We start from the raw sequence: 23,847 nt of genomic DNA on the forward strand, positions 1-23,847 counted from the left end.
GCAGCTCCTCAAGCAGGGGCGTGAACTGCGCTTGATGCTGCTGGACGAGCGCTTCGTAGTCTGCAAGTAGATGAGATGCGGTCAGGGGGCATGACCTCCAACAAAATTTGTTGATACAAATGTACCATAAACTTTGGCAAAGGAATAATTGAATTGCAGCAAATTCAGTGGAAGCCTTGATCCATACCCATAAGTTCAAGCTAGAGGCGATCGCTCTTGGCTAAGTCGGTGCGTATTTCGGTCTGTCGCGTTCTGATGCCGAATGTTCAGACGCGCTACACCTCAGCAAGTCGAACGCGCACCAGCAAATCATGCAGGTCAGCTTGAGCAGTGGCAGTCTCCGGCAGGTGCGATCGATCGCCTGCCTCCATCAGCATCTGCGTCAGTCGGTGATATTCCTGCTGATGAAACGCCAGATCGCTTCCTGTTAGCGTCGATTGCTCACCTCCTTGCAGCTTGCGCTCAATCAAATCAGGAATTTGTGATAGCTGAAATTGCTGATTGAGCGTCACCAAGTTGGCTTCGATCGCGCCTGTTTGCATCAGGTGAATGCCCGTCAGCAGAACGCGATACACATACAGCAGCGGTTTGACTTTGGGCGGTTGCTCCTTCTCAAACAGTCGCCATTGTGTTTGAGCGAAACCGAGGTAGTGGTAACTGTGATGGCGCGTGATGCAGCGTGGGGCGCTCGCTTTCAGCTCATCATGAGCGGGCGTAGTTTGCACAATCAGTGGCGAGAAAAGCTGCTCTAGCACGTAACCGTTTTTCTTCAGCATCAAGCCCATGAACTTCTTGATCTCGTGCGTGACGAGATCAAGCTCTAGATCGCCTTGAAGTTGCGATTGCTCGATCGTCTCTTGCCCCGCATTTAGTCCCACGACTTCTGGCAAAGACAACACATGGACGCCGCGCAAGTCGTAGTCGGAATCAGGAGAAGGAAAGCCATATAGATGTGCGCCGCTGACTGTTGCGAACAGCAGCGGATACGGTTGTGCTTGGGCGATCGCTTTGAGTTCAGGTAGCATCAGGTTAAACCATTGAGCGACGGGCGCGAAGCAGAAAAGCATTGGCCTGTTCGTAGTTCGGGCGATCGGGCAAGCTCGTCTCGGCAAAGGCGCGATCGAACTGCTGATGCAGACTTAAGCGCCACTGGTTCACCTCGTCCCAACCAATTTGCTGATCGCGAATTGCCAGCAGTTGCGATCGATGCGTCTCGACTTTCACAGGCACAAAACCCTCTTGCAGAATCGTGATCCCCGACAGCAGCAGGCGAATCAAATGCATCGCGTGTTTCCAGCGAATCTGACCGTGACTACGCAGATCTTGCTCTAACTTTTTGAACTGGGACAGGACATAGCTGTTGTAGGTTTGATACACCAGCTTGGACAGGAAAATCGATCGCACCTGCAAGAGTTCTTGGGCGATCGGCGTGGCCGTCTCCACCAATGGCGTGTAGAGGCATTCAAGGACATTCGGATTTGCCTTGAGCGCCAGTACGAGGAATTTTTGCAGTTCCCAGTAGCATTCTTGGGCAGGCTTATCCTCAATCTGTTCGGGAATGCCATAGAGCGACCAGTGCAGATCGGCGGGCGGTAAATAAATTCCGCGTCGATCGACATCTGAATTAGCATGATCGAGTCCATAGGCTCTCGACCCAACGATGCAGCGATAGATTACCGTGTCAAACAGGTTGTAGTCGGCTAACACATCATCGCGCTGCCAGTCGGCTTGCTGAAAGTGTTTGCGGATGATGAACTCGTGCCGTCGGAGTGAGACGCGATCGCCCGTCGGCAGTTGAATCTGGTAGGTATGCGAGTTGTCTGTTGGAGCCTGCACGATTTCCCCGACTGCACCGCACAGACAAGTGGTTTCCCCAGTGGGCGTTTTGACTTCGATGCGAGTGACGACTTGCGTACCCACAGGCAAAATTAAGTTGTAGTAGGCGGGCGTGTTCATGGCAAAACTACGTTTGTAGTATTTGTAGTATATCAGTAATGGAAAGTCGATGTAAATGTCACGCCCTGAAACGCCGCTGTTTGCCACCTTTGATCGATCCGCCGATCGACTGCCATACGCAGCACTGGCCGTTGTCTCCTCCAGCAGCGATCGCAAGCGACCATCGATCGCCCGTATAAATCCGGTTAATGTAGCGCGTCCCGCACCTGTTGTTCGAGCAGTTTGCAATCCAACCCTAACTGTTCCAAAACGATCGCGCCCAACCCTTGACCCTCGACGAGAATGCCCAGCAGCAAATGTTCCGTACCGATGTACGAATGCTCCAACTGTCGAGCCTGCTTGACCGCGATTTCGAGCGTGGTTTTGGCTCTGGGGGTGAAGGGAATTTCAGTTGGAGTGCCGCGTCCTTGCCCGATTTGACGTTCGATCGCCTGCTTGACGGCATCTAATCTTACCCCTGCCGCCGTCAGAACCTGAGCCGCGATGCCTGTTCCTTCAGCAAGTAACCCGACCAGAAGTTGCTCAGTGCCGACGTATTGATGCTGCAAGCGGCGTGACTCATTCTGTGCTAGAAAAATCGCTTGAATTGCCTTTTGGGTGAACCGCTCAAAACCGACGGGCAGTGCAACTCGCCCAAACAGATTGCCGATCAGCGATTGGAGGGCGGGTAAAAAGTTCTCAAACATACCGCTTTCTTGAGCGGCAGTTGACTCGACCTCTAGCTCTAGCGCCTGATACGCCTGCTCCTGAGTGGAAGCGGGTTGCCGAATGGCACAGCCGTTGTAGAGAAATGTCAGCAGTGCTTCGGTGGTTTCAACATTGGCAAAGTACCACAAAAACTGGCGATCGCGCTGCACCGTCACGAGGTCTTCAACTCGCAACTTTTCGAGGTGATGCGACAAGGTGGAGTTAGGAATTTGCAGTTGTATCTGCAACTGGCCGACCGTCATGCCTTGAGGATGAGCGGCAAACAGCAGTCGCATGATGTCCAAGCGTGGCTCCGAACCCAGTGCAGCGAAAACATCGGCGTAGCGGGCAGAGTTGTTCATGGTATTTCTAGAATCATCGAAATATGCCGTATTTCCAAGATAATCGAAATAACTTCCCTGTCAAGCAGCGATCGCCACCTTGATATGCGCTGTAATCCCAGACGATGCTCCAGACACAGATAGCTTATGCAGTTTTTTATTACCTAAATCAGTGGCTCAGAGGCAAGTTTTCTGTTTCTTAGGGTGCAATACAGTAGGAATTTACTCAATCTGTTTGCACCCTAACCCAGAATTACGTACAGATAGACCATTTTTCTGGGAGCAGCGCTTAGCATACAGAGCTCCAAGCGATCGCGCCTTGAGTCGCCTGTTGGTTAGGGTGCAACACCCCACGCTAAAAGCCTGCAAACTTGCACCCTAACCAGCAAAAAGCAGTCTGAAGTTGTAAACTCTTAGGGAGTAGGAAAGGGAAGAAAGCAGTTGCCTTTTTACCTTCAAGTTGTATCTAGTTTGAGCGACAGCGAGCGAGCCACTGCGAAATGCTAAAAGCTATTTTGAATCTTCGTGTTCTTGAGCTTCTTTGGTCAGCGATCGCTCCTCTAGTCTCTTACGAGTGCGTTCTAGTTCACTCACCAGCAAGTTTTCATCAGGCAACATCGTTTGATATTCTGCCGCCATAATTTTATTGGGAAGGCCATCTAGAGCATAGTGAGCTACCGCTTCATCTTTTTTGTTACACAAAATCAGTCCAACTGGTGGATTCTCATTCGAGTACATCCAATGCTCTCGCGCATAGTTGAGATACAAATGCATTTGACCTGCGTCCGCATGAGTAAACTCGCCCAATTTTAGATCGACAATCACCAAGCAGCGGAGACGGCGGTGGAAAAACAACAAATCAACCCTAAACCATTGTTCACCAATTCGTAGGCGACGTTGCCGTCCCAGAAATGCGAAGTCCGTTCCTAACTCCAGTAAAAAACTTTCGATGTGGCGAATTAACGCCTCTTCAAGCTCGTTTTCTGAATACTCGTCCTTGAGGTCTAGAAACTCCAAAACGAACGGATCGCGGATTTCATGTTCTGGGCGACTTGCATCCTCAATTTGAGCTTGGCTCCCCTTCTCTAGCATTGCTGCCTTATTGCGAGAGAGCATTGTGCGCTCATAGAATTGAGTTGCAATTTGCCGATTTAACTGCCGCACCGACCAACCGCTACGTACAGCTTCCATTTCATAAAATGCTCTAGCTCCTGGTGCTTTGACACTGAGCAATTTGACATAATGTGACCAGGGCAGTGGGAATCTTCCAGACAGTGTCTGGAAAATGTCAGGATCGTCAAACTGTCCTACCAGTGGTTCTGAAATCGTCGGATAGGTTAGATAAAACGATCGCATTTGGAACAGGTTGCTGCGCTTGAAACCTCGACCGAAGCGAGTAGACAAATCTTGTGCCAACCGTCCAACAAGCTGCTTGCCATACTCTGCTCGGCTCTCTCCTTGCTGCTCCAGCTCAACAATGCGTCGTCCGATTTCCCAATAGGTAGCAGTCATCAAAACATTGACCGATCGCGCTGCTGCCCGCCGCGCTGATTCTAGCAGTTCAGCAACTCCCGCTAGAACGACACCGTACTCGACAGACTCAATTGAAGACAATGAATTTCGTTGCTCATCCTCGGTCACAACCTATTTATACCTCAACACTACCTTGTCTTCTAGCGTCAGGAAATTACTTGACACCTTGCTACCTCGCTTCACCCCAACAATTTATTGAAGAAATTGAAACTGACCTAATTTTCATCAGTTATCCTATAGGCAATCTGACGAAGCAACACGAATAGCAAGAATCTTTCCCTATCCTCATTATTCCATCAATTCAATTGAGATTTGATTTTAGCTTTTCAGAGTTGATTTGAAATTGAATATTGGGTGTCTTCCTTTTACCGGGTAGCTCTTTAGCGCCAAGAATGTAGCCTTCCTGCTGTAACTCCTCGACTGTGCGCCAAAATATTTGATTGTTTCGTGAGGAGTTGCTGCCGAACAAATCAAGGTTTTTGAATAAATATTGCTTAGAAATCGTTAGATACTGTCCATCTTGGGGAGAATCCCATTTCAGTCGGCTTGCTAGATAAACAAGCAGCTTAGTCCTGTAGTCGTTCTTGGTATTGCTACCAAGTTTTTGAGCAATATCGACATCTCCAGCAAACAGGACATAATCGCCTGTGCGACTGGGGCCTTCAAAAAACTCTAACGACACTGTGTATGAATCAGCCAGTTCATAAGTGTAATCAGCCGCTTTTGCTAAATCAAAATCGCGAGAGAGGTTTTCTATCTTGTAACTTTTAATCCGAAGAATACTCTTAATAATGACTTCTGCCCCGATTTTATTTCCCTCCCTCAAAGACTTGGCAAGAACTAGCTCAACTCGATGAAGTGCTACGAGGTCACGGTTGAGTTGCGATCGCATCTTGGCGTGAAAACTGCCTCCTTTGCTGCGCGAGTAGCCGAGGTTTTCCAGCAAGTCATTGGAGCGAAAAGTCACGATCGGACCATTATTCTGCTCGGCTGCTAGCTTATAGAGATACAGTACAATTCCAACCTGACGAGGATTTAAGAAGGTCAGCAGTGCCATGAACAGGCGCTGAATCTTACGGTCTTGAATCTTTTCAAGTCCCTTACCGATCCCTTGAGCGGCTAAAGTTTCAAGGTCAAGGCTGTCATACTGCTGCTTTAATTCTTCCCATTCATCTGTTGTCAGGTCTTCGAGCGGAACCCGCCTTGTCACTGCAACTTCGCCAACATCTGCGGTATCTGCCTCAACCCGCATCTCCAGATAGTAGCCATCTCCGTCTGAGCGCAAGATCGGTAAATGGACATCGGGATTATTAACGGAGGCTCCGGCTCTGGGCAGCACCATCAAAAGCTGCCCATCTACCGGAAAATTTAAGCTACTTTTACTGGCAGTCATAGAATCACAAAGCTGAGCAATGGACGAATTCTACTAGATGTATTGGATTTTTGATCTCGTACACCCTACCAATAGCTCTGTTGTTCTATCACTCCCACGTATGTTTTTATATCTAACCTCTATCAATCCCGCGTACAAATTGCTCTATCACTCTCACGTATGGCTTTGTACCCGTTCTATCACTCCGACGTACAAATCGCTCTATCACTCCCACGTCAAGATGAGAAAGATGCTCACAGCATAATCCTTCAAGAATAAGGATTAAACTCCTTGTTCTATCACTCCGACGTACAAGTCGCTCTATCACTCCGAAGGATAGTTGATTTCTGTTCTATCACTCCGACGTACAAATCGCTCTATCACTCCTGAGTATATCTGTTCTATCACTCCCGCGTAATCCTCTTCAATTAAGAGTTTCGGCCAGTTTTACTGTAAATCTTTAGGTGTTTAATAGAGTGCATTAGCGCTTAGTTCTTCAGTTCTAAGCATCAATACATTCCTAGTCCCACTCGTTTTACAACTTGGAGGTTACAACACAATGACGCAATGGCTGCTCGAAAGCCAGCGCTTAGACAAGTTCTATTTCAAAAAGCCTGCAACATTGACCCACAATAGCTAAGAAACCGGAACAGAGCCTCGCCAAAGTCTCAATCGTCCCGGCTTCCTAGCCTTGAGTTGAAGAAACGCCTATCTCTTCAACCGGGTTTTTGTGTATCTGCATGATAGCAGTCCCCAAGGATTTGTCACACAAAATTGTCAGGGTCTAGCCAGCCCTGGCACAATTTGCTTTAGTTGAGCTAAAGCTGTAGTGTGACAGCCTTCGGGCTGTTAGGTTGTCGTATTGAACTTGTGTAAGCAGGGGTTATCTGAACCGGTTCCATTATCCAAATGGAGCCGATATGGATATTGCCGACCCACCAATCAAATTTCAATATATCCACGAATGGGACGACAGCTTCTTAGCTCTCTTCCCGCATCGCTTCGACTACATCTGGGCAAAGCACCCAGAGTCAGGTGCAGCAGTTGAGTGGAAAACTGAGAGTCGTCATCTCTTAAGCGATCGCCTGATCCGACAAGGTGCTTACCTCTACGGGGTTCGCTTTGCCACGAAAACAAACTACTGCCTCCTCGACATTGACACGGGCAGCCCCTACCACCCCAGCCGCGATCCGTTTGCAATTTCTCGAATCACTGCTGCCCTCGAACCACTCGGACTAGTTCGACATCTTGCCTGCACTTCGAGCTACAGCGGCGGCCTGCACGTCTACTTTCCATTCCAGCAGGCTCAAAGCTCTTGGCAGTTAGCGATCGCCCTAGCGTGCCTACTCGAAAACGCCGGGTTCAAACTCAAACCCGGACAACTCGAAGTTTTTCCAAACCCAAAACCGTTTTCAGCAGACGGCAGTTTCAGCTTATTCAATGCTCACCGACTACCCCTACAAATCGGGTCGTATTTGCTCGATCGAGAATATCAGCCAGTCTGGAGTGACACTAACCAGTTTGTAAGCCAATGGCAGCTTACCCAAACTCACAACGATGTTGAAAGTAAAACACTCAAACAGATTCTCAAGCAAGCAAAGCGACAGCACTTCGGCATTTCAGGCAAAGCCGAAAAGTTCCTCAACGACTTGAACGCTGAAATTGAGTTGGGTTGGACTGGGTATGGACAAAGCAATCGACTACTCGGACGGATCACAATGCGATCGTTCATTTTTCACCACGTCCTCTCCGGCGGTGAACCACTAGTTGGACAAACACTGGTCAAAGAAATTGTTGAAACGGCTCGATCGCTTCCTGGCTACCAAGAGTGGTGTCGCCATCAGCATGAGATCGAACACCGCGCTGAAGAATGGACGCGCTGCATCGAAAGTAGCCACTACTACCACTACGGCGATCCCCAAGGAAAATTAAAAGCGAAAGCAGATCCAGAACTTAAAGCAGCGATCGAGCAGGCCCCCAGTTGGAATCAACAGCAATCCACAGCAGCACGAGAACGGATTCGAGCAGCGATCGCAGACCTGCTAGACAAGAACACACTTCCCAGTAAAGCAACGGCACGCTTTCGATCGCTCCTCACCTATGGCATTGGTGGTGCTTCACTCTACCGTCACCGTGACTTGTGGCATCCCAACCATCTTAGCGAGGTAGAACCAGCTTCAAATAACTTTCAAACACCCCCAAGCTTATTTTTAGAGGTAGGCGGTGATGCTTTGCCAGGTCAAGGTTCTAGCGATCGAGCATCACAATCTCAGGATTCATCAGCAGGTAATTCATCTGGCGATTGCAGCGATGCCAATCTTGCCTCAGATTCGCTGCAATCCAATTCTTATATTCAGTCACCCCTATTTGACGTGCAAACCTGGCAAGCGGTGCATCAACAGGCCGATCGAGATGCGCAAAGGCAGCGACAACACCTCAAACGACAGGCATCCCAGATAAAGCAGATGGCAAGAATGCAGCAGTTTCTAAATTCTGGTGACCCGATTCTGGTTGCTGAGGCAATGGCCTGGGCAGCAATTAATCCAGGCATCCTCGACTTTGCTCAGCTTTCCTTGTTTTGGGGAGGAGTGCTCGGATTGAGCAGTGAGGGCAATCCCTAAGTGGTGGGGTCGCGATCGATTGTGGTTAGGGTGCAAACGGTCGGCTAGTTATGGTTCGATTTTGCACCCTAACCACTTTACAAAGTCAGTTGCACTGTGACGATCGTTGGAGTCACAGCGTCATTGCAATGCGATAGCCGCGCTCTAGCTTGACGATGCTGAGAAATAGTTGAAATCGATGTCCTTACCTTTGCGCCGTTCAACTCGGTCATCTACCCAGTCTTCTCGATCGAAACTGCTGCGCTGCTGGCATGAGCCGCTGACGATGACAGTGGGTGGCTTATTAATCGCAATGGGTGTGAGAAGTGCGATCGCTTCCCCGGTCTACATTCCCTCCGAGTCAATGCAGCCCACGCTCGCTGTGAACGACACCCTGTTAACTGAGAAGTTGTCCTATCACTTTCATGCGCCCGTGCGGGGTGACATTGTGGTTTTCGCCGCTCCCACCCAAACGCTGGCGGCCTGTCACGTTGCACCTGGAACTCGAATTGATTTGATCAAGCGGGTCGTAGCTGTGGCAGGCGATCACGTGGCAATTTCGTCTGGGCAGATTTTCGTGAACGGCCAGCCGCTGAAGGAACCGTATGTGCAGGCGCAACCAAACTATGAGATGACAGCTAGCACCGTTCCACCCCAGAGCGTTTTTGTGCTTGGCGACAACCGTAATAATAGCTGCGATAGCCATATTTGGGGCGCTTTGCCCGTGCAGGCGATCGAGGGTCGAGCCATCTTGCGATTTTGGCCGCCTGCTCGAATCGGGCTGCTATCGCAGCGGTAGCGATCGACGAGGTAACCTTAAGGAGACAAAATTGACGAATAATTGTTGTAGTATGACTGTACGCTTTGCTCAGTCTTGGAGAAGTAGCGATGCGGCTACAACAATTGAAGCAGCAGGTTTATGAAGACTGGGAGCGCCGCTGCTGGTACAATGGCGCAGTTATTCAGCCGGAATTGTTCAAGCTTGAGGTTCGCACCTTTGGCGATCTGCGCTGTAGGTCAACCTGGGTTCGCGCCCTTTGCCGTTTCCATGCGCTCAATGTTTGGGAAGGCTGTATGGACTCGTGGACGCTGATCACCTTGCACTTCAATTTTCAGTCAGGTTGCTGGAATTATGAGTTTCGGCAGCAAATTCTCGATGAATTTCTGACGATTCCAGGCGCATTCGATGCGCTCAAAGTTGGATTTGAGCAGCTATTTGACTCAGATATCAAGTTCACAACCCAAGAGAAGGAGGCAGGCTATGGGCTTCTTGCAATGGTGGGTCAACAATCAGGAAGAACCGGAGGAACAACAGCTCTCACTGGATCTGAACGGCCATAGTTCTGATGCTGAAATTGAACGGCATGAGCGAGTTGATGGAGCGGTTGTTAACAAAGATTTTCGCAAAGCGATCGAGCATCAAGGCGGAGACGATCGCGCTCAAATCGATAGCGCCACTGCCATGAGCAACGAGCTATTTGATGTCAGTCCCGCGCAGCTTTATCGAGCAACAGGTGGCAGAGCGTTCGATCGATCAACCTTACCCAAAGATGCTCAAAAAGCGTTTATTGTCGGTGAAACGATCGCCACTTACGATCTCAACGGTCAAGAGATTCAAGATACATCCCAACGAGAAATCAACAATAAAATAACAGACACGGTTCGAGAGTCGGGGAAAAAAGCGAGGGAATTCTTTCCCTGGTAGCCTTGAAAGAAAGCTTGCTAATTACGCTTATCTGCAAGGAGAATCCTACTTGGAAGCAGAGCGATTAAGATAACACGTGTGCCGTTTGCTCTTGAGAGGCTAGCCGCACTACCAGCCAAAACCACATCATGTTCAAGACTGCATCTACAAGTGATTGTGCCTTAATTGGTAATATTTTCTAAACCCAATTAAGAAGTCTGTAGCCTCTGTTCATGATTTGTATTATCGCCAAACCTGCAACCCCTGCTGAGATGTATCGAATGTCAAGAATGTTCGGAAACTACATTAAACTGGCAGTGGATGTGGAACGTAGTATTCTAGCAGGAGGTGGTGAATCCCACGCTGAATGTGAAGCGGTTTTACTAAGCGTTGACAGTATGCAGCAAAATATTTGGGGTGCTGGGCTTAATTTGAAGACCCATCAAATAGAATACGACTCGATCATTAATATTCGTCCGAGCCAAGGCAATCGCTCAATGGTGATTCAAGATGCTAGCATTCGATCGAGAATTAATGAAATTATCAATCAGTTGATTGGAGAGTATCATGCAGACAGTTAAACCAGAATGGGCACCCTTGCAGGCTCAGTTTACTTCACTTACCCTCGATACTCGTATCTTACAGATCGCCAGCGAACTCCAAGCTTTGCAAAATGAGGTAGAGGTTGGGTACACGGTTACGCCCAGTGATGCTCAAGATTCGTGTAATTCAATACTTCGTAAAATTGAGCGCTATGTTGAGTGGACTGTACCTGAATTGCTGCCAAGTCGGGCTGAAGACGCAGAAATTTTGGTTAATGTCGCTCGCTTTGCAGCGCGGCTATTGATTCAGGAAAAGGCTTGGAACAATAGCCGCGTCGTAATAGAAGTAGAACAATGGATCGAACAGCTTCAAATCTTACTAAATCACGTCTAAGAAGCATCTCTGCTCCAGAAACAGACTTTGAAGATATTAGGTTGAATCTTGATCTAGCAAACTGAGAGCGCGATCGACAATCAGTCGCGCATGGTTGCCAGTTGCAGAGGTGCCAGTAAGCTGGTTCCATTCCTGCTCAAAGCGCTGCCAGTTGCGGCATTTGGCTTGGGCAAATCGCGGTGCTGCCACATAGAACTCCTCGATCGCCGGATAGCATTGCGGTTGCTTCGGTTTGCGATGACGGTAGAAGCGCCAGCCCCACTCGTTGATCACGGTTGCCTGCTGCTGCTCTGCTTGCTGACGGAGGGCGCGATGCATCGTAGGACGATCGCCAGTCGCGACCATCTGCACCCAGCGATCGCAATCGATGCGCCTTTTGCCATTTGCCGTCGAATAGCGCTTGTAGATTCGCCGCACGTGGTAGATTGCCCACTCCAATCGATCGAGCGCCTGTCGATATCCAGCTAGAACGGCTTGATTCTGATTTTTCACCATCAGGTAGTAAGCCGTGCCAAAGCTGAATAGGTGAAGACGCGGATTGAATGCCAGAGCGTTCCGCTCAATCAGCAGCGTGTCAATGCCATCTTGGGGCTGAAGCTGGTAGCGAGCGAGAGCAACGCTGCGCTCTTGAAACGGACACTGTTTACAAGCACTCTTGACCCAGATGACGCCAAACCCCTGCTGAAGGTAGTTCAAACAGTCTTGGCGCGTCCAACCCCACTCTTGCAGCGGATAGCGATATTCGCGTCCTAAACAGCCGTAGCCATCGGACTTTGATGATCGCTTGGTCTCTTCGGCACTGTAGCCGAGGTAGGGACCGAACACGAAGCGATCGAGCTGCTGCACTGTCCACTGGTGCAAACGCACGTAAAATCGCCAAGCGCGACTGAAGGGAATACCCTGACAAACCAGCCAGAACTCTCCGGCATCGAGGCACAGAGCCTTGAAAATCATTAGCGACTGCCAGCCTAAACAGGTGAGCAGCAGTTGTGGGGAGTAGATTGTGTCGATCGCCCACTGCTCTAGCACCTCGCCTTTCCAGCGCTGGGCGCAAATGTGCGGGCGCGACAATCGTTGGGATGTGCCGTTTAGCAGCCAGTGATCGCTGAGCTTGGTACAGCCTTCGATGTGCAGCACATCCGGCTGCGAGGTATCAGAAAGAATTACATAACCGTCGCGCTTCGACGCCGATCGCTTGGCAAGCTGCACCAGGCGAACGTTGTGCTGTCGCAGGAGCGGAAACAAATAGTGCTCAGCCAAGTACTTAGTTTCTTGGACTTCATCGCCCGTCTGAGCGCAAACCACAATGAGCTGTCGGCAGTCTGAGAATGGGCGCGATTCTGGTTCTCGCAGCCAGCGTACGAGAATCGCTGTGCTTTCGACACCCATGCCCCAGTTCAATAGGTGGAGATGTGACATGGTTAGGGTGCAAATTTACAGGCTTAACGTGGTTAAGGTTTGCACCCTAACCACAAATATTGCTGTTGTCGCCCGATCGCTCAGCCGGAAGTTCACACTCAGCCGTAACCGCGATCGAGATTGACGCCGAGAATCGTGCGACAGCACGGAAAACCGATTTGAATTATGGAGTCTTCAGCTAAGTCGCCCTCCTCTCGCCGCTGTAGTACCAAGCGAACCACTCCAAATCAACGACCCAGCCGCACTCACCCGCACAGAGATTGTGATCCAAACCAGGAATGCGAATGGGTTGATCGCACTGCCGACAGCGGCCATATCGATAGGGATCTAAACCTTGTTGGATTAATCGAGCAACAAAGTCGTTCTTAGCTTGGGCGATGCCAGATGTCAAAGCGATCGAATCGGTTGCGATCGCTTGGGTCGGGGAAGGCTGCGATCGCACTCGCTGCCATGCCTCGATCGGAATCTCCTGCATTGCCACATCGAGCCGCACCGCATTCTCGTTCGACTCATCTTCGTTGCACATCAGTGCGATCGCATCATCGAAAATCCACCAGTGCAAATCTTCAGGCCGATAATTCGGTGGCAGCGATATGAAGGCCAACCAGTCTACACAGCCGAAGCTGGAAGCCACTTCAAGCCACTGCCAAGCCGCAGCAGCAAGTGAAGGCGGCTCAATTTCCTGCCACCAGTCGCGATCGACAGACGTAGACTCAAGCGCAAGCTTATTTGTCTTAGTGGTGTGGGACTGCTCACCTACAGCCGAATTGAGGCGATCGCGATCAGCAGTTTCTGCGTCAGAGGGGTGGGATTCAAGCGGCGGTGGCAGCAGTTCACGATGATCGATCGAACAAGCTTGAAGATGGTTAGGGTGCCAGAGATGTTGATATTTATCTAACGTGGTTGAACCGATCCCAAAAGTTTTGAGAGCGCGATAGCGCGAGGTCGCTTGAGCGGGTAGACAGTTCTGTTGCAGCATCTGAGCGATCGCACCCGTAATTCGCTGCTGTGCGGATTGGGACTGTTGCTGATTCCAGGTTGGTCGATCGGCAGGTACGGCTGTGGCGGATGAGCGAGTGATGAACTTGGAGCCGTAAGGGTAGTAGCGCTGCTCAGCGGCTTTGGCCCATTGCGTTGCTCGAACTTCTAGGTCGGTTTGATGACGACAGTACTGAGTAAATCCTGGTAGCGATCGCGCCGTTTGTACGATCGTCTCGACCAGCGCTCCGCTGCTGAGCGGTTCACCGCCCCAAACGACATGGTGAAACACGCGCTCGCGATTGGCAATTTTTCCCAGCAGAAAATTTGTTTGTCCGGTTGCCGTCCAGCCCGGTTCAATATCTGTGTTGAGGTCGTTGAGGTACTTTTCGCCCTTACTGCGTAAACCGAGATGTTTTCGGGGACAGGTCGCTAAAACCTGCTTGAGCACCTGCGGATCAACCTCGTTCTTGACTTGGGCGCAGCGCCACTGACGCACGAACGCTGCCGGAGTTGTGAACATCGGCTGCCAGTCAGCATTCAGCAGGTAGGAGCCACGCTGCAACGGCAAACGGTGACCGCCATATAGGGTGCAACTGCTGCTGAAAGGTTTGGGATTGGGGTAGAGTTCAACCTGGCCGGACTTGAGCGAGTAGCCTACATTCTCAATCAGCGTGGCGACAGCTAAGGCGATCGCCCAACAAGTATGCGGCTCAGACAGGGGCAAATACAGGTGAATACCTTGGCGATCGCTGCTTTGAATTGCAACCGCCGTCGTAATCCCCAAGGGTTCCAGTGCGTTTAGAATTCGACGAATCGCAAATTCATCGTGGCAAGGGTGATAAGGGCTGCCAATATCGATATCGATGAGCAGATATTGAGTGGCTTGGCCGAACCGAACGCCGTAGAGATGACGGCCTTGGGCAATTAATCGATCGCTCAGCAAATGCCGCGATTCAGTTTTCCAAGTCGGCTTTTGACCAGGATCAGGATGCGTTGCCCACAAATAATCACCACGATGCGGAAATAAAGTCAAAAATTCATCGTGCCATTCGCGCACAAAGGCGAAGGACGAAACTGTTGATTCTAGTGACATTGCTGCTTGCTCTTGTGTGCAAACAGCCCGCGATCGCAACGGTGTGAGGCGGGCTGTTGAGTGAGTCGAGGGGAGCAACAGCTAATTTTCGTTTGCGAAACGTTACATTTTTTGAAACTTCCTACTTTCACCCTGACTGCGAAACTTTGCCATGCAGCAGCTTGTGGGAACTTGCACGATCGCACAAATTCGCCGTAAAATAAGCACAGCAATTCGAGGGCTGCCCTAACCTGACTGCTCGCCAAAGCTTGATTGGTTAGGTATCTAAACCCTGCACCTTTTGCAAACGCAAATAAGCTGTCAAACCCCGCTGTTGGTTCCAGTTGGGGTTTTTGACTTTGTTTGAGGGATTACATGGTGATGACTCCTTTCGCTTCGATTTCAGGAGGTCACCCGATCGCGGTTGCGCTAACGCTGAAATGATTGGCGTATCCGTACTATGCAACCTTGTGAGTGCTTAATACTATACTGAGACTCAACCATCAGTAGTTGAACGATCGGGTGGGATTTGAGCTTGGGTGCTTCTACCAAACCCCAATCTTAAATCTAATCGCAATCTTAAACTATATTTGAAGACGGGGGACAGTCCTAGCAAATGGAATTTAAGTTTCCGCTGGCGTTCCGAATCACGTTAGATAAGTTTGGAATCAACGCCACACAGCTTGCCAAAGCGAGCAATATCTCGCAGCAAACGATCAGCACATTCCGCAACGGCCATACGTTCCCGCAGCTTGATAAGTTTGAGCAGATTTTTAACTGCCTAACGCCAGAGCAGCAGCGATTTTTACTCACACAGGTGATCGACCTCGACCCAGCCGCGCGTCCAGAACTGGGAATGCAGGTTCAGCAAATGAGCAGTGTGGCCGAACTGCTGCTGCTGCAAGAGCTAGTCACCGATCGACTGCGCGACCTCCTCGATTTGCGCGAGGCTAAACCTCAATTGGAACCGGAGCAAAGTCAAACCCCAGCGGGCAAAACTCGATCGCGCAAAGTCCAAGTAGAATCGGTGCGAAACCAGCTTGAAGGAACAGTAATTACCACAAACGGCAGGCGAATTCTGGTGTCAGAGGCCGATCGCGAGCGCGTAGTTGCCATTTTGCGAGAATGGGAGACTTTGAGTGAGTTGACTGCCGAGGCTTGGCGGCTAGAATATCAGTCTGAGCTAAATCAATGGGTTTTGCGCGATGCAGCCGAGCAGTTGCTCTGGCGCTACCGCGTGACCACTGGCGAACTTTTTATCGGGGTGGATCGATCGACTTGGATACAGCAGTTTCGATCGCTGCTGGCTGCCGTTACTCACTATTCGCCAGAACCAGCGCTGGCGCAAACAGCAGGCAGATGGCTGGTACAGCTTGATTTCGCTTTGGACGAAGCAAAAGGCAATGAGGCTCAGTTTTTGCAGATTCTGTTTCGCCTATCGTAGTCGGTCAGCACTCACGCGCTCTTGAACTTGGATCAAACCACACCCACCGCGATCGCAGCGCACTTGCTCAATCAGGCGCTAGACGCGGCAGAAATTGGAACCGCTCAATACAGCGTTCCGCTTGACCAGTGGCATGGGTCAACAGCGGTGCGGCAGCTTTATGGCGTGTCTGTCCCTGCTGAGTCGATCGCAACCCTAGCAAATTTTCTAGTGCTGGTTCATCTCGACGATCGTGCCTCGGTTGGACAAGCGATCGCAGTGGCGATCGATCGCGGCTCGACCTATCAATACGAATGTCGCACGGCCAAGCGGTCTCAATGCTGGCTGCGGCATGAGGGAATTGTAATTCGTGATGCCACTGGGCAGGCACAGCAACTGATTGAAGTGGTGACGGACGTGAGCGATCGCGTGATTGCTCAAACCATGTATCAGCGGCTGCACGATCGTCAGCAAGCGCTGTGGCGGCACTCGCAAGAACTGGCAATTCAAGCAGATAGCGAAGGACAAATGACGTTTGTGAGCGCGGCGCTCACCCGCTTACTGGGGTACTCTGAGCAAGATTGGCTGGCGCATCCGCTGGCGGCATGGATTCATCCGCAAGACCAAAGCATTCTGGCTGCTGTGTGGGAAGGGGGCGGTACGATCGATCTGCGGGTGCGACATCAAGAAGCGCGCTGGGTATGGATGCGGATGCAGATTCATCGAACCTTGATCGCCGCACAGCCTGTTTGGATAGTGAATGCTCAAGACATTACCCAGCAACAGAATATGCGCTCTTCGTTGCAGGAAACGACTGAGCAAGTTCAAATTTTAGTCGATAATTTTCCGGGTGCTTTCTACCGCAGCCAAGCAGGTCAGCAGTGGCGGCAGCGCTATGTCAGTCGAGGCTTTCAAGGGCTAACAGGGCAACTATTTCGGGCAATCGATCATCTGCTGATGGCGTTTCCAACAGAGGGTGATGCAGCTTACGCAGATCTGATTTTGCCGGAAGATTTGGAGCGGTGCGACCAACAATTAGAGGCAGCGCTGGCAGATCAAGCGCCGTTCGTCCTGCAATATCGGATTCAAGCCAATGGGATTCGCTGGATCGAGGATCGGGGGCGCGGCGTGTGGAATGCGGCGGGCGAACTTGAGTGGATCGACGGCGTTATGCTCGATGTGAGCGATCGCGTGATCACAGAGATGGCGCTGAGGGCGCGTGAAGACCGCCTGTTTCGGATCTACAACCATGCCCCGATCGGCATCACGTTTACAGACGGCCAGACGGGTCGCTATGTGGAAGTGAACAGCGCTTTTTGTCGGCTGTTGGGCTATACGCCGGATGAACTAGAGCAGCAAACTTGGATAGCGTTGACACATCCAGAAGACCTTGAGAACGAACTGGTTCTCCATCAGCAGTGCCAGCAGCAGCAACGGCAATCCTATTCATTGGAGAAGCGCTATTTGCACAAAGCGGGACATGCGGTTTGGGTGCGGATCACAGTGAGCTGGGTGATTGATGCTGATGCCGATTCTGCTGGCAGCTTTGCGCTGATTGAAGATCGAACTGAGTACTCGCAGGCGCAACAGCAACTGTTTGATGCTCGCCAGCGAATTGTGCGACATATCAATAATTCGCCGCTGGCAGTGATTGAGTGGACAGCGGATTTTCGCGTGCAGCAGTGGAGCGATCGCGCCGAAGCGCTATTTGGCTGGAGTGCCGCAGAAGTAATGGGCAAGCATCCGTTTGACTGGCAAATGATTGTGCTAGCAGACCTACCGCAGGTGCAGCGCGTCATCGAGCAGCTTAGGAGCGGTGAGATCACGTTTAATACCTGCTGCAACCGCAACTACACTAAATCAGGCAGCGTAATCGAGTGCGAGTGGCACAACTCCGTGTTGTTCGATCCGCAGCGTCAAGTTGTCTCGTTTCTGTCACTGGTAATGGATGTGACGGCTCGTAATCAAGCGAGTGCTGAGCTAACGCGATCTCGATCGCTACTAGAAACAACTTTGGAAGCAACGGCAGACGGATTGCTGGTGCTAAGCCGAGATGGAGACATTCTTTACTGCAATCAAAAGTTTATCGAGCTTTGGCGCATTCCAGCGCATATTTTGGCGCAGCGAGTTGATCAGCATCTACTGCCATTTCAACAAGCGCAACTCAAGAACCCAGAGAACTTTTTGCAGCAGGTCGAATCCGAATATCTATTTCCCGACCTTGACTGTCACGGCGAAGTTCAGCTTCAAGACGGACGAGTGTTTGAGCGCTTTTCTAAGCCACATTTGCTCGAAGGCGAGATCGTCGGTCGAGTTATCAGCTATCGAGACATCACGCCGCGCAGAGATTAAGCTGTTTGAGGCAGTGAACGAGGATCTAACTACTCCAACGATGAAGGCGATCGCATTTCAATGAAGGGGGCAATCGCAGCAGTATGATGTGTAGAACTATTCAATTCTTTAACCAGAATAGTAAACTCCCTAAAATGCTAAGTTCTAAGGTTGAAAATACACCAAAACAAATAAGGTATTCAGAAGCACAAGCAACTGTAAAACTCTATTTAATAGTTCAACATCTTTACTGGGTTTGAGATAGTATAAGGTTGTATTTTGCAAAGAAGCAGTTATGACTTCAGCGCCAAAGGAGCAAGCCGCAATTATTCGTACTGAGCGCGGATTGACGATCGCAGGCACGCGCATCACTCTCTACGATGTGATGGACTACGTGACGGCTCAGTATCCACCTAAGTTTATTCAAGGATTATTTGAGCTGACAGAGCAGCAAATTAATGCTGCTCTAGCTTATATCGAAACTCATCGTTCAGAAGTAGAAGTCGAGTACCAGCAAGTTCTCAAAGAGTCTGAAGAACTCCGACAGTATTACGAAGAGCAAAATCGTGAGTTAATTACCCGGATTGCAGCACAGCCACCCAAACCTGGAACCGAAGCTGCTTGGGAAAAACTTCGAGCTACGAAAGCAAAGCGCATGTCTAGGGCATGATTTTCTTGATCGATCACAATCTCAAAGGTCACGCCCTAATCTTCTTTGGCGCGATCGCAAGTCAAGGCTGGCTTGATGTTGTCCCAATTCGCTTTGTCACGTTTTTAGAAATGGAGTTATCGATTGACAGCGATGATAGGACGGTTTGGCAACTCGCTCAAGAAAATCAAATGGTTTTGCTCACAGCTAATCGCAGCATGAAAGGAAAAGATTCTCTAGAACAAGTCATGCGTGAAGAAAACACCTCAGCGTCGTTGCCTGTAGTGACTATTAGCAATGCTGACCGATTGCTAAACGACAGTGAGTATCGAAATCGGTGTATTGAAAGTTTGATTGAGATTGTGCTTGATATTGACAGCTATCGCGGTGCAAGGCAAATCTTCATTCCGTAATAAGACGAACTTGAACATTGAACGACCGCAAGGATACCATCAAGAAACAGGGCATCATTGAGTCTTTGAGACAGACACAATTAAGCAGAAACTAAAACTCACAGTTGGAGCAGGCTGAGAGAAGCGCTTAGTATCGATGTTGAGTTTTCCAACAGCCGCTCAGTAGCATGAATTTCACATCACGGTGGCAAAGAAACAGTTTCGCGTAACCGCTGCTCGATCGCCAACTGTGCCAAAGCTTGCAGCACCCGAACTTCAACATTGCTTGCTGCCGCAGCTTGCTCGATCGACACTGACTGCGAACGTGCGATCGACAAGCAGGTGCGGACGCGATCGACAATCGGATCGGCAGCAGTCGTATAGCCCCGCTGAAGTGCAACTTCCAAGCCGACTTCAATATCGCTGAGCATTGCCCTTTGCTGCGAGGGGAGCAATAGCGTTTGCGCTCCAGGCACACCTGCAACGATCGCGACCCCCACAGCATTCGGAGTTTGAGTGGCAGGCACAAGGTTGAAACTGTATAGGCGCTGTGTCCCAGCCGCATCAGTGGTGACTACTTCTAAGTTGGTGATAACTGCGTGGGTCACGCCGGGAAAGGCCAAGGGCTGAATCGATCGCAAAAACAAAATGGTCGCCTGTTCGCTGCCGATCGGCGCATTGGTGGTGTAGACCGTGCGTGACGGATCGGCAAGTAAAACGCTGGTGATTTGTTCGCCCGTTTGAAACTGAATTGGCGTGGCGCGACCGGGCACGATCGGCACATCGACAAGGCTGGCGATCGCACTGGCGCGATCGACTATCCGCAAAGCATTTGGTCGATCGGCGGAACGACCTGGAGAAATTGGAGATCTAGCGGGCAAGCCGTAAGCAGGAGAAGCGCTCCAGACATTGATGCCGCTAAGGAGCAGCAGTGGAATGAGCAGTTTGTGCATCTTGATTTTCTAGTTGAAACGGTTGAGTGACAATGACAGAAACGGCAGTGCCTCTTGGCAGAATCTGAAGGTCTTCAGCGCTGCTTTGCCGATCGCTGCTGGAGGTTTGGCGATCGAGTTCGTCTAGGGCAGTGTTGAAAAATCCGCCCAGCGCCACTGCGACAAGCTGAGAATCATCCGTCGTGACGGTTTGCTCGCTCACCCAACCGTGCGATCGCGTCTGTACATCCGGCTGTGAAAGCGTTTCACCTAGACGACCGAGGCCGCCTAACACGCCATGCAGCAGCGCTCGGCGCAAATTTACATCCGTTTGATTGCGTTGCGATCGCGCCCGCAGCGGTTCGTCATCCTCGCCTCGCAGCGCCAGCGTCTCAGGTGAAATTGTCTGCTGGTGTACGAAACCGTTGCGATCGCTGTAGACAATCGCAACTGGAACTGCTGCAACTGTGCCATCAGCGCCCACGTCGCTCGCTTCGGCCACGATGACGCTGCCCGCAGGCAGGGCGATCACTCCGGTCGAATCGAGCAAGGGATCGTCCAGCTTGAGCAAAAATCGGTGAGCAGCACTGTCGCGGCTGGAAGCGTCGCGATCGGACTCCCAAATCAAGGGAAGCGTGACCGTCGCCTGTGCGGTTGTATCTGGTGCGATCGTGGGTGGAAGCTGCACCGTATCGGCAGGGCGGCGCTCTAAAATTCCAATCGTGCCCGCTGTCTGAGTGGCTTTGATCGATGGATCGGCGGGAAGCTCGATCGCAGCAGGATCAGAAGGTGCAGAAACCAAGACAGTCGTACCCGCAGGATCAGGGGTAGGCGCTTCTGGCGTTGAGGTAGCACTGGTGCTGGAGAGTTCAGCAGGATTGCTCGTACTTGCCATATTGCCCAAGCTAGCAAGCTGTGCCCAGCGCTCAAACGGATCGATCGCTTCTGCTGGAGTTGCTTGAGGAGCGGGCGGCTGCGATCGCTCGATCGTAGGCCGATAGGCTGGAGCCGAAATTGCGCGGCTGGGTCGGGCAACTTCGATCGGTGGCGGTGCAGAAGCAGGGCGAGATATTGAGCGAGGCGGCGGTGGCGGTGGAGTCGGAGTTGAACCGGAGGTCGAACTGGCATTTGGGATCGAAGCGGGTTGGGGCGATCGCGCTTCAGTCTGCTGTTGCTGGCCTTGAAAGGCAAGCTGGCTTTTGAGTGTGCCTTCTTCATCAGTTGTGGTCGGGGCGATCGGCGTTTTTTCAGTAGCGGAGGTAGGGGGCGCAGGCTTGCTGTGCAAATTAAAGAGAAAACTAAGAGTGAGCAGCAACAATCCGCCGATGCCAGTTAGCACGATCGCGGCTCGAACCAGCGGTTTTTGGCTGGTGGCAACGGTGGGCGGGGCTTCGAGGCTGTCAAGCTGAAGGTGGGCTGGGGTCAGCGGCAGCTGTCCGGCGATTTCTTGCTCTAGCGCTTTGTGATCCGACTCAGGCGCAGGAATTGGGGCTGGCGCATCGTCAAAGAAATCAATGTCGGCGATCGAACTGGGAGAAGTTGAAGAATTGTTTGGAGAAGTCATGATGCAGGAGAACTCGATTGAGGACTGGGCTGATCGGGGATGGGGCTAGTGAGGTTGTTGGGATTGTTGGGGTTGAAGCTGACGATTTTGGTAATTTCCAAGCCTGCCGATCGAAACTCGTAGATTTTTTGCTCGACAGGTGGTGCATCTGCGCCCAACGGTGATTCGGGGATTTCTGCGGTTCTTAGTGTGAACGTGCGGTTGAACGGAATGCGCTCAGAAGTTCCGTCCTGACGGTTGATCAATACGCGAGTTGCCACCATATCGACTTCCCAGGTGGCCGGAGCAATCTGACGCGGCTCGGACAGGTAGGAGATCACAATCACCTGACGGTAGACGCCGCTAAACACACCGGGCGGCACAAACTCAGCGATTTGCTGAAGCGAAGTTTCCGCAAAGCTCGATGTGCCCTGCTGCCCCGACTGCTGCTCTAGCAAAATCGAGGCAAACCAGGTGTTGGTTGGAACTTTGCCGCCTTCTCGCACCTGCACACCTTCATCGGGCTGGTCTGAGCCTGTGAGTGTGCCGTCCCAGTTGAAGCTGAGCGTCACCCACCTGGAGACGAACTGCTTGATCACTTCGGGATCGCGCCAGTTGGCGCTGCGAGGCGCAACATAGATCGTGTTGCCGTTGGTCAGTTGCGCCATTGTGATGCGGCGATTGGTCGCTGCGAGAACTTTGGCATTGGTGTAGAGGCTGATGACGAAGCCTAGCCCCGAAAAAGCCGTGAGCGCAATGAAGCACAAGGCAAGAATATTTTTGGTTTGAGGCAGCAGTTCGCCTTGAAGCTTGTTGATTCTCATCTCTTTACCCCACAGCGGTATAAGCTTTGATCGCCAGTCGCGCTCCGGCGGCAACCAGATCGCTTGCGAACATCGCCATGCGTCCAGCATTGTTGGCAACGCCGCGATACAGCGCCAGTCCGCCGCCGCCTGCCACTGCACCCGCCAAGATCGGCGCAAACCAGCTAATGAAAATTAAAAAAGCAATGTCGCTGGCAAGTTCCGCACCGGATTTGACGATGACGACGGCTACCAGTCCTACGAGCAGGTTGTAGCCGAGCTGCAAGCCGAACAGCGAAATTAATCCGGTTAGCCATGTCCAAATCGGGCGGCCTTGCAGCGGCAAAATCGACAGGCCGATCGCAATGGGGCCAAACAAGGCCGTCAGCAAAATCGTGGCCTCTAGACAGTTCACGAATGCCCACTGCGTCGCCGCCAGCACCAAGCGAATCAGCGGCAGGACGACATTGTGAGAGAGCGTACTGGCATAGTCAAACGTGATCGCATTCGAGCCAAGCTCGGCAGCTTTGGAGATCATGCCAGGAACAGTCGATAGCTCAACGGCAAGTTCGGCCATGCCGCGAATCGGGCTGGAGACCGCTGCTTGAGCCGCCTTGATAATCTCCTGGGCGCGATCGGACTTGTTGTTCCAGCACTCGATCAGTTCATCGGCGACGAGTCCTTGACATTCGCGATAAAGATTTTCCAGTTCCTGTCGGGCAGTTGAGCTAATGCCGATGTTGGAGACAGCATGACGAAAGCTGAGTTCTCCCACCTGGATATCCAAGATTTTCTCGACCTGGCTGTGGCCGAAGTTGCGAATCGCGATCGTCGTGTGCGCCAAAAACGCGCCGTTGCTGTGCAAAAACAAAGCAATCACCAGCGGCCAAACAAATATCGCCACCAGATCCGCCCAAGATTGCTTCTCGACGGCTTCTCGCACGGTTGTCAGCGCCATGTATGCGATCGACAGCGCAGCTAGCGACAATCCCAACCACACCAATCCCGTCCACAATCCGCTCAAGGTCGGGTCAAACAGCATCACCCACAGCGAATTCCAAGATTCAGTCGTGGCTTTGGCGATGTTGATCGACTGCGTGACAATGTTGAGCGCACTTTGTTCGCCGCCCGTGACGGGAATGCCGCCTGCCTGATCAGACAGGGCTTGAGCCAAATAAAGCGGAGAAAGCATC

General features: G+C 51.3%; 21 protein-coding genes. 10 read left to right on the top strand and 11 right to left on the bottom strand.

The window, feature by feature from the left end; translation table 11 throughout:
- Positions 1-275: 275 nt before the first annotated feature.
- The 5 genes from H6F67_RS25580 to H6F67_RS25600 all read right to left on the bottom strand — a co-directional run bounded on the left by H6F67_RS25580 (position 276) and on the right by H6F67_RS25600 (position 5,910).
- Entirely contained in the window at positions 276-1,025 is a 750-nt protein-coding gene (locus H6F67_RS25580; RefSeq protein ID WP_199304639.1) for a nucleotidyltransferase domain-containing protein, read from the bottom strand.
- A 4-nt stretch (positions 1,026-1,029) separates the two neighbouring features.
- Positions 1,030-2,184, bottom strand: a complete 1,155-nt coding sequence (locus H6F67_RS25585) for a DNA polymerase beta superfamily protein (protein WP_242020800.1) — start codon at positions 2,182-2,184, stop codon at positions 1,030-1,032.
- Positions 2,142-3,005, bottom strand: coding sequence for a Clp protease N-terminal domain-containing protein (locus tag H6F67_RS28560; RefSeq protein WP_190769484.1), 864 nt, complete (start codon positions 3,003-3,005; stop codon positions 2,142-2,144). Before H6F67_RS28560 ends, H6F67_RS25585 begins: the two co-directional genes overlap by 43 nt.
- Positions 3,006-3,494: 489 nt before the next feature.
- A complete protein-coding gene (locus tag H6F67_RS25595; RefSeq protein WP_199304640.1) occupies positions 3,495-4,598 on the bottom strand; it encodes a YhcG family protein in 1,104 nt (367 codons plus the stop codon).
- 220 nt (positions 4,599-4,818) lie between these two features.
- Positions 4,819-5,910 carry a hypothetical protein gene (locus H6F67_RS25600; protein ID WP_190769485.1) on the bottom strand — a complete coding sequence of 364 codons (1,092 nt, stop codon included), beginning with the start codon at positions 5,908-5,910 and terminating at the stop codon, positions 4,819-4,821.
- 899 nt (positions 5,911-6,809) lie between these two features.
- On the opposite strand from H6F67_RS25600, the gene H6F67_RS25605 reads away from it, so the two are divergent.
- The 6 genes from H6F67_RS25605 to H6F67_RS25630 all read left to right on the top strand — a co-directional run bounded on the left by H6F67_RS25605 (position 6,810) and on the right by H6F67_RS25630 (position 11,109).
- Entirely contained in the window at positions 6,810-8,510 is a 1,701-nt protein-coding gene (locus H6F67_RS25605) for a hypothetical protein (protein ID WP_190769486.1), read from the top strand.
- A 178-nt stretch (positions 8,511-8,688) separates the two neighbouring features.
- On the top strand, positions 8,689-9,288 hold the full coding sequence (lepB, locus tag H6F67_RS25610; protein WP_190769487.1) for a signal peptidase I: 600 nt from the start codon (positions 8,689-8,691) through the stop codon (positions 9,286-9,288).
- 89 nt (positions 9,289-9,377) lie between these two features.
- Complete coding sequence (locus tag H6F67_RS25615; protein ID WP_190769488.1) at positions 9,378-9,830, top strand: hypothetical protein; 453 nt, start codon at positions 9,378-9,380, stop codon at positions 9,828-9,830.
- On the top strand, positions 9,751-10,194 hold the full coding sequence (locus H6F67_RS25620; RefSeq protein WP_190769489.1) for a hypothetical protein: 444 nt from the start codon (positions 9,751-9,753) through the stop codon (positions 10,192-10,194). Before H6F67_RS25615 ends, H6F67_RS25620 begins: the two co-directional genes overlap by 80 nt.
- 212 nt (positions 10,195-10,406) lie before the next feature.
- Entirely contained in the window at positions 10,407-10,754 is a 348-nt protein-coding gene (locus tag H6F67_RS25625; RefSeq protein ID WP_190769490.1) for a DUF5674 family protein, read from the top strand.
- Complete coding sequence (locus H6F67_RS25630) at positions 10,741-11,109, top strand: hypothetical protein (RefSeq protein WP_190769491.1); 369 nt, start codon at positions 10,741-10,743, stop codon at positions 11,107-11,109. The genes H6F67_RS25625 and H6F67_RS25630 overlap by 14 nt, the downstream gene beginning before the upstream one ends.
- A 36-nt stretch (positions 11,110-11,145) precedes the next feature.
- Here H6F67_RS25630 and H6F67_RS25635 read toward each other — a convergent pair whose 3' ends face one another.
- Positions 11,146-12,528 (bottom strand): hypothetical protein, encoded by a 1,383-nt coding sequence (locus tag H6F67_RS25635; RefSeq protein WP_190769492.1) that lies wholly within the window; start codon positions 12,526-12,528, stop codon positions 11,146-11,148.
- 178 nt (positions 12,529-12,706) lie between these two features.
- Positions 12,707-14,602 carry a hypothetical protein gene (locus H6F67_RS25640; RefSeq protein ID WP_190769493.1) on the bottom strand — a complete coding sequence of 632 codons (1,896 nt, stop codon included), beginning with the start codon at positions 14,600-14,602 and terminating at the stop codon, positions 12,707-12,709.
- A gap of 595 nt (positions 14,603-15,197) precedes the next feature.
- Here H6F67_RS25640 and H6F67_RS25645 point away from each other — a divergent pair.
- The 4 genes from H6F67_RS25645 (at position 15,198) to H6F67_RS25660 (ending at position 19,397) form a co-directional block, all read left to right on the top strand.
- The gene (locus H6F67_RS25645; protein ID WP_190769494.1) at positions 15,198-16,025 is read left to right on the top strand and encodes a helix-turn-helix transcriptional regulator; all 828 of its coding nucleotides are present in this window, start codon (positions 15,198-15,200) and stop codon (positions 16,023-16,025) included.
- A 21-nt stretch (positions 16,026-16,046) separates the two neighbouring features.
- A complete protein-coding gene (locus tag H6F67_RS25650) occupies positions 16,047-18,356 on the top strand; it encodes a PAS domain S-box protein (RefSeq protein ID WP_190769495.1) in 2,310 nt (769 codons plus the stop codon).
- 274 nt (positions 18,357-18,630) lie between these two features.
- On the top strand, positions 18,631-19,005 hold the full coding sequence (locus H6F67_RS25655; RefSeq protein WP_190769496.1) for a DUF433 domain-containing protein: 375 nt from the start codon (positions 18,631-18,633) through the stop codon (positions 19,003-19,005).
- Entirely contained in the window at positions 19,002-19,397 is a 396-nt protein-coding gene (locus H6F67_RS25660) for an ACP S-malonyltransferase (protein WP_190769497.1), read from the top strand. Before H6F67_RS25655 ends, H6F67_RS25660 begins: the two co-directional genes overlap by 4 nt.
- Positions 19,398-19,576: 179 nt before the next feature.
- Here H6F67_RS25660 and H6F67_RS25665 read toward each other — a convergent pair whose 3' ends face one another.
- The 4 genes from H6F67_RS25665 to H6F67_RS25680 are packed head-to-tail and all read right to left on the bottom strand — an operon-like array spanning position 19,577 to position 23,846.
- A complete protein-coding gene (locus H6F67_RS25665; protein WP_190769498.1) occupies positions 19,577-20,329 on the bottom strand; it encodes a hypothetical protein in 753 nt (250 codons plus the stop codon).
- A complete protein-coding gene (locus tag H6F67_RS25670; protein WP_190769499.1) occupies positions 20,295-21,872 on the bottom strand; it encodes a hypothetical protein in 1,578 nt (525 codons plus the stop codon). Before H6F67_RS25670 ends, H6F67_RS25665 begins: the two co-directional genes overlap by 35 nt.
- The gene (locus tag H6F67_RS25675) at positions 21,869-22,675 is read right to left on the bottom strand and encodes a hypothetical protein (protein ID WP_190769500.1); all 807 of its coding nucleotides are present in this window, start codon (positions 22,673-22,675) and stop codon (positions 21,869-21,871) included. The genes H6F67_RS25670 and H6F67_RS25675 overlap by 4 nt, the downstream gene beginning before the upstream one ends.
- A 4-nt stretch (positions 22,676-22,679) precedes the next feature.
- Entirely contained in the window at positions 22,680-23,846 is a 1,167-nt protein-coding gene (locus H6F67_RS25680) for a hypothetical protein (protein WP_190769534.1), read from the bottom strand.
- Position 23,847: the final 1 nt, after the last annotated feature.

The sequence above is a fragment of the Microcoleus sp. FACHB-1515 genome, from assembly GCF_014696105.1.
Lineage (GTDB): Bacteria > Cyanobacteriota > Cyanobacteriia > Elainellales > Elainellaceae > JAAUTJ01.